The 6,362-nt window shown below is 73.2% G+C and carries 5 protein-coding genes; 3 read left to right on the top strand and 2 right to left on the bottom strand.

The annotated features are described in order from the left end of the window. The first annotated feature begins 380 nt into the window (after positions 1-380). Positions 381-1,796 carry a hypothetical protein gene (locus ABD296_RS21050; protein ID WP_344269553.1) on the top strand — a complete coding sequence of 472 codons (1,416 nt, stop codon included), beginning with the start codon at positions 381-383 and terminating at the stop codon, positions 1,794-1,796. 133 nt (positions 1,797-1,929) lie between these two features. Continuing rightward, entirely contained in the window at positions 1,930-3,441 is a 1,512-nt protein-coding gene (locus ABD296_RS21045; RefSeq protein ID WP_344269551.1) for a cellulose binding domain-containing protein, read from the top strand. A gap of 93 nt (positions 3,442-3,534) precedes the next feature. Here the strand turns inward: ABD296_RS21045 and ABD296_RS21040 are convergent, their stop codons facing one another. Further along, on the bottom strand, positions 3,535-4,875 hold the full coding sequence (locus ABD296_RS21040) for a sensor histidine kinase (protein WP_344269548.1): 1,341 nt from the start codon (positions 4,873-4,875) through the stop codon (positions 3,535-3,537). Positions 4,876-5,027: 152 nt separating this feature from the next. Here ABD296_RS21040 and ABD296_RS21035 point away from each other — a divergent pair, with 152 nt between their 5' ends. Next, positions 5,028-5,531 carry a hypothetical protein gene (locus ABD296_RS21035; RefSeq protein ID WP_344269545.1) on the top strand — a complete coding sequence of 168 codons (504 nt, stop codon included), beginning with the start codon at positions 5,028-5,030 and terminating at the stop codon, positions 5,529-5,531. 12 nt (positions 5,532-5,543) lie between these two features. Here ABD296_RS21035 and ABD296_RS21030 read toward each other — a convergent pair whose 3' ends face one another. Further along, positions 5,544-6,221 (bottom strand): response regulator transcription factor, encoded by a 678-nt coding sequence (locus tag ABD296_RS21030; protein WP_344269542.1) that lies wholly within the window; start codon positions 6,219-6,221, stop codon positions 5,544-5,546. Between the last annotated feature and the right edge of the window lie 141 nt (positions 6,222-6,362).

The raw sequence follows: 6,362 nt of genomic DNA, 5'->3' as shown, positions 1-6,362 counted from the left end.
TCGAGCGCGACAAGGAGGAGTTGCGCGAGCTGGGCGTGCCGCTGGAGGTGGGCAGCGATCAGCAGGGCGGCGCGGCGGGACGCCCGGCGCGGCCGCCGTGCGGGGCGGGGCCGTCCGCCGCCGTGGGCATGGGGGTTGCTCATGGCGATGCCACATCCTTCTCTGTCAGGGGTGTGCGAACGCGCAGCAGACCCCGCGCCGTACGGGCGATAACAGAAAAATCCGGGCTTGGTGTGGTTCGTCCCCCGGCGGGCCGCCCGGCTCGGCCAAGAAAGCGGCAAGACCGCATGTCGAACGGCCCGCGGACGGCGGGCGCGCTCTCTGATTGACCATCGGAGGGCACAGGGTGCCTCCGTTTCCGGGGAAGAAGGAGTCACGCCGTGACGAGAAGCTGGATGGCCGCCATCGCCGCCGCCGGGGCGGCCACCATGACGACCGCCTCCTTGGCCTGGCCCGCGACCGCGGGGAGCGCGTCCTCCGGGAACGCGCCGGCCGGAAAGGCGCCGGGCAAGGGCCGCTGGGTCCTCCTGGACTCCGAGGACTTCGACCGTCCGCTGCACGTCGACGGGGCCGCGTGGCGGCTGGACCCGCAGGGCAAGCGCAGCCCGTGGAACGTCGACGCGTTCGACGACGACGGCGAGGCCTGGACGAAGATGAGCGGCCCGCTGTTCAGGAAGCAGCTGTCCACGCTCAACGTGTTCCGCAAGCGCGTCGCGTTCGGCCGCCACGGATGGCTCACCGCCGAGGTCGCCGCCCTCGACAAGGACCACGACGGGCACCCTGACTCGCGCCCCGGCCTGTCCACCACGACGCTGCCCGGCGGGCAGAAGGCCGCCCGGCTCTCCGAGCCGAGCTGGGACGCCGGAGTGCTGATCCGGCCGACGCACCCCCTGCCGCCGCATTACCGAGTGGAAATGACGCTGCGCGGCATCGACTTCGGCGGGAAACGGCACGGCACCTTCGACTACAACGGCCGGCACAACGGCTACACCAAGGAAGCCTGCAAGACCCGCTACCCGTGGACGTTCACCGGGGCGCTCTCCGGCAAGTCGCGTTGCCAGTACCACGACGTGACGCGGGAGAACGGCTTCTACTACATGACGATCCTCGACTACGCGACGCCCGCGCCGCACGGCAACCCCGACATCCATTTCCGGCGCAAGGTCATCATGGACGGCTACTACAGCGACCAGCCCCGCTGGAAGAGCGCCGCGACCTGCAACCCGAAGACCCGCAAGATGTACCGCACGTTCGACGGCACCTTCAACGGCGTGAACGCGCTGTTCGCGCGCGGCGACAAGTTCATCGGCGGCGCCGACAACAACATCAGCACCGAGTACTACGCCAAGACCGCCTGCGGTAACGCCTCCCTCGACAAGCCGTACGGGCCCGGCAAGCGGTTCAGCGGGCATCTGACCAGCGCGGAATTGCAGCCGCAACTGCTGCCGAAGGCGTCCTACCGGTTCGCCGTCGAGCGCGACCGCACCGGCTACACCCTGGAGATGAGCGGGCCGTTCCTGCACATCGGGCAGGCCACATTGCGCGTCCACCACGACTTCATCGAGAACGGCCGCCCGATCTGGCACTACAACCAGACGCCCGGCGAATACGACGGCCGTTTCGACCGCAAGCTCGTCCACAAGGGTCCCGCCGGCACGTACGTCACCAAGCACACGTGGCCGAAGGGCTCGGCCTACCCCGACTCGTTCGTCATCGGCGACCCGCACCTCAACTACTACGAGGGCGAGGCCGTCGTCGACGACATCCGTCTCTACGTCCCGCGCAAGGACGGGTGAGCCGCCGGCGGACGATCTTGCTTAGGGCCTGATCAGGAACGGCTTAACAGCTCACTAAGAGCGGCCTGACATGCGGCGGAACGCCCTAGCTTGGCGCCGTTGCCCCTGATCGCCAGTCCTGAGGAGGACCGCCATGCCAGCCACCCCCCGGCGCCGACGTCGAGGACGGGGATACTTCGCGGCCGCCGGAGCGGTGGCCGCGGCCGGTGCCGTCGCCGGCGCGCTGGTGCTGCTGCCGGGGACGGCGAGCGCCGAGGCCATCAGGGCGTCCTACGCCAAGGTCGGCGACTGGGGGACCGGCTACACCGCGCAGTACACGGTCACCAACGCCGGTACCGAGACCACCCACGGCTGGGACCTCGCGTTCGACCTGCCGTCCGGCGCCCGGCTCACCAGCCTGTGGAACGGCCGGTACAGCGTGACCGGCCGGCACGTGACGGTGCGGAACGAGGAGTGGAACGGCGACCTCGGCGCCGGGCGGTCGGCCGTGGTCGGGTTCGCCGTGGACGAGGCGGCGGGGACCGGCGACCCCACGGGCTGCAGCATCGGGGGCGCGGCCTGCGAGGCGACGCCGGCCCCGTCGCCGACGCCGAGCGGCCGCCCGTCCGGCACGCCCACGCCGAGCCCGAGCCCGACGGCGACGCGGACGGCGAGCCCGTCGCCCGGTCCGTCCAAGACGGCGACGCCCACCCCGACCCCGACCCCGACACCGACGAAGACGACCCCGGCTCCGGAGTCCGGTGACGGGACGACGGTGTTCGCCCCCTACGTCGACACCGGCCTCTACCCGCCCTACGACCTGAAGGCGGCGGGCACCGAGGCGGGCGTCAAGGAGTTCAACCTGGCCTTCGTGGTGTCCGGCGGCGCCTGCACGCCCAAGTGGGGCGGCGTCGAGGACCTGGACGCCAACAAGGTCGCGCAGCAGATCGGCGCGGTGCGCCAGGCGGGCGGCGACGTGCGCGTGTCGTTCGGCGGCGCCAGCGGAAGCGAGCTCGCGCTGTCGTGCTCGACCTCTGGCGCGCTCGCCGCCGCCTACGGCAAGGTCGTCGACCGGTTCGCGCTCACCAAGGTCGACTTCGACGTCGAGGGCGGCGCCCTAGCCGACGACGCCGCTAACGACCGCCGCGCCAAGGCGATCGCGTCGCTGCAGCACGACCACCCGGGCCTGCGGGTGTCGTTCACCCTGCCCGTCCTCCCGCAGGGCCTCACCCAGGACGGCGTCGACCTGCTGAAGAACGCGACCGGCAACGGCGTCCAGATCGACGCGGTGAACATCATGGCGATGGACTACGGCGACGGCGCTGCCCCGGACCCGTCCGGGAAGATGGGCGACTACGCCATCGACGCCGCGACCGCGACGCAGCAGCAGGTCAAGGGCGTCTTCGGGCTCGGCGACGCGCAGGCGTGGCGGCGGGTCGCGGTCACCCCGATGATCGGCGTCAACGACGTCGCGACAGAGGTGTTCACCGTGGCGGACGCCCGCAAGGTCGCGGCGTTCGTCAAGGGCAAGGGCATGGCCTGGGTGTCGATGTGGTCGGCGACCCGCGACAAGCCGTGCGCCGGAGGCGCGAAGAACTACGCCGACCCGACGTGCAGCAGCATCGTCCAGCAGCCGTTCGACTTCGCCCGCGCCTTCGGGGGCTGACATCGGGAACGTGAGACCGGCGCGCGGTCTCGCCCCGTCCCGCCCGCACCGACCGATCCGCGCGGGCGGGACGTTGGCATCACCGCGGGCGGCTCACTTGCGGGGACGGCGGCGGGAGCGGCGTCCCGTCCTGCGGGATGGCGACCTGGACTCGGTGCGCAGCCACAGTTCGATCTGCGCCCCGCCCAGCGGGGACGCGCCGATGTTCAGCGAACCGCCGGTCGACTCGGCGAGCCGGCGGGCGATGTCGAGGCCGAGGCCGGTCGAGCCGGCGCCGCTGGCGCCGCGCCGCAGCGCCTCCTCCGCGTCCGGGATGCCGGGCCCGGCGTCCCCGATCAGCAGGCCGGTGGAGTACCGGCCGCGGTGCAGCGTGACCGACAGCGCGGTGCCCTGCGGCGTGTGCCGGAAGACGTTGCCGAGCAGCGCGTCCACGGCCGCGACCAGGTCGTCCTCGCCGACCGGCACCGGAGTGGCGCCGTCCGGCAGGACCACCTCGCAGGCGCGGCCTTGGTCGGCAGCGAGGGCCGACCAGAACTCCAGCCGGCGCCGGACCACGGCGGCGGCGTCGCAGCCCGGACGCTCCCCGGCCGGCCGCCGCGCCGTCGCGATGATCTGGTCGACGGTCTCCTCCAGCCGGCTCAGCGCGTCCTGGCTGTGCGCCATCCGGTCCGGGTCGGCGGGGTTGCCGGCCAGGCCGTTGAGGTTCACCCGCAGCGCGGTCAGCGGGGTGCGCAGCCGGTGCGACAGGTCGGCGGCCGACTCGCGCTCGGCCTCCAGCAGCCGGACGAGCCGGTCCGCCATCCGGTTGAAGGCCGTCCCGGCGTCGTGCAGCTCGTGCGGCCCGCCGGGCGCGACGCGGGCGGCGAGGTCGCCGTCGCCGACCCGGGTCACCGCGTTCGCCAGCCCCTCGGCGGCCCGCACGACCCGGACGGCGAGCCGGTCGGCCATCGCGACCGACACCAGCACCAGCGCGACCGCGACGAGCCCGAGGATCGTCCGCGACCGCGCCACGCCCCGGTTCAGGTCCGCGTCCGGCACGTACACCTCGATGACGGCGACGCGGTCGGCGTCCAGCAGCGCGGGGGTGAGCAGGACCGTCCCGCCGGACGCGGACGCGGTGAACGCGCGGCGGAGGCGGCGCGCCTTCGCCACGTCGGCGGCCGTGGCGTGCGCCGCGCCGATCGCGGAGCCCTGCGGCGGGTGCAGCGCGAGCCGTCCGGCGGCCCCGGCGGGCGTGGAGCCGACCGCGTCGGCGAGCGGGGCGGGCGCGGCGGTGACGGTGAGGACCGGTTCGAGGGACGCGGCCTGCTGCGCGGCGGAGGCCAGCGCCCGGTCGTGCGCCATCTGCCCGACCAGCAGGGCGAGCGGGACGACGAACGACAGCGCCACCATGGCGGTCACGGCCGTCGCGATCCGCGCCAGCGCACCTCTCATCGGCTCTCTCCCGGGTCGGGTCGCCCGGGCGGTCGCTCCGGCGGGTCGCTCCGGCGCGGGACGATGCGGCGCGGGACGATGCGGCCTTCCGCGGCTTGCGTTTCATCCGGATACCAGGGCGAATTGGTCGCGCTGGGGGAGATACTAGGCCAATGCGGGTTCGTTTTCGTTTCACCGCCGTGTGGATCGCCACCACGGCGGCGGGCATCGCGATCAGCTGGGCCGGGGTCGGCCACGCGCTGCGCGGCACCACGCTGCCCGCACCGGACCTCGCGGCCAACGTTCCCGTGCAGCGCGGCCGTCCGCCCGCCCCGCCGTCGACCGCTTCGCCGTCCGCGCCGGCCTCGGCTCCGCGCCGTTCGGTGTCGCCGACGGCGTCCGCCGGGGCTCGCGGCACCGCGCCCACATCGCCGAGCGCGAGCCCGTCGGCGTCAGGGAAGGTCCGCACGTACGTGGTGCGGTCAGGACGCGTCGTGCTCTCGCTGACCTCGGCGTCGGCGCGGCTCGTGTCGGCCGTGCCCGACAGCGGGTTCGAGGCGAAGACGTGGCGGAAGGCCGGCTGGCTGCGCGTCGACCTCACCGACGGCGCGCACGGCTCCGCGGTGTTCGCCACCTGGAACGGCCATCCGCCGATCGTCCAGGTCTACGAGTACTGAGCCTCCGCCCGCTCACTCGGGGCCGGTGAGCATGACGCCGACGCCCCGAACGGTGTGCAGGTAGCGGGGTGCGGCGGCGTTCTCGCCCATCTTGCGGCGCAGCCACGACAGGTGCACGTCGATCGTCTGGTCGTCGCCGTAGGGCTGCTGCCACACCTTCGCCAGCAACTCCCGCCGGCCGACGACCCGCCCCGCGTTCTCCGCCAGGTACCCCAGCAGGTCGAACTCGCGGCGCGACAGCCGCAGCGGCGCGCCGCCCATGGACGCCTGGCGTCGTTCGAGGTCGACGCGGAGCTCGCCGAGCACGACGGCGTCGCGGCGCGACTGCCCGCGTGCGCGCCGCAGCACCGCCTCCACGCGGGCGTGCAGGTGGTCGGCGGAGAACGGCTTGACCACGTAGTCGTCGGCGCCCGCGCCGAGCAGCCGGATGATCTCGGCCTCGCCGTCCCGCGCGGTCGCCACGATCACCGGCACGTCGGAGACGGCGCGCAGCATCTTCAGCGCCTCGCCGCCGTCGAGGTCGGGCAGCCCGAGGTCCAGGACGACGACCTCGGGGGTGGCGGCGGTCGCCTCGCGGAGCGCGTCCAGCGCCCGTCCCGCGCTGCGGACCGCATGCCCCAGCCCGGTCAGCTCGCGGATCAGCGCACGCCGCACGTGCTCGTCGTCTTCCACCAGCAGGATCGAGGCCACAGCTGGACGATAGGCCATCGACCCGGCGTACCGGAACGAACCGTGCGCCGAACGCGCCGGGCATAACGCCGCCGACGGCGCTTAACAGTTAATCAGCGCTTGATTAAGAGTTACATAAGGGTCGCTTATCGCAGCCCTTTC

Source organism: Actinomadura napierensis, from assembly GCF_039529375.1.
GTDB classification, from domain to species: Bacteria; Actinomycetota; Actinomycetes; order Streptosporangiales; family Streptosporangiaceae; genus Spirillospora; species Spirillospora napierensis.
The sequence above is the reverse complement of the archived record's forward strand: the minus strand, read 5'-3'. Positions and strand labels throughout refer to the sequence as shown.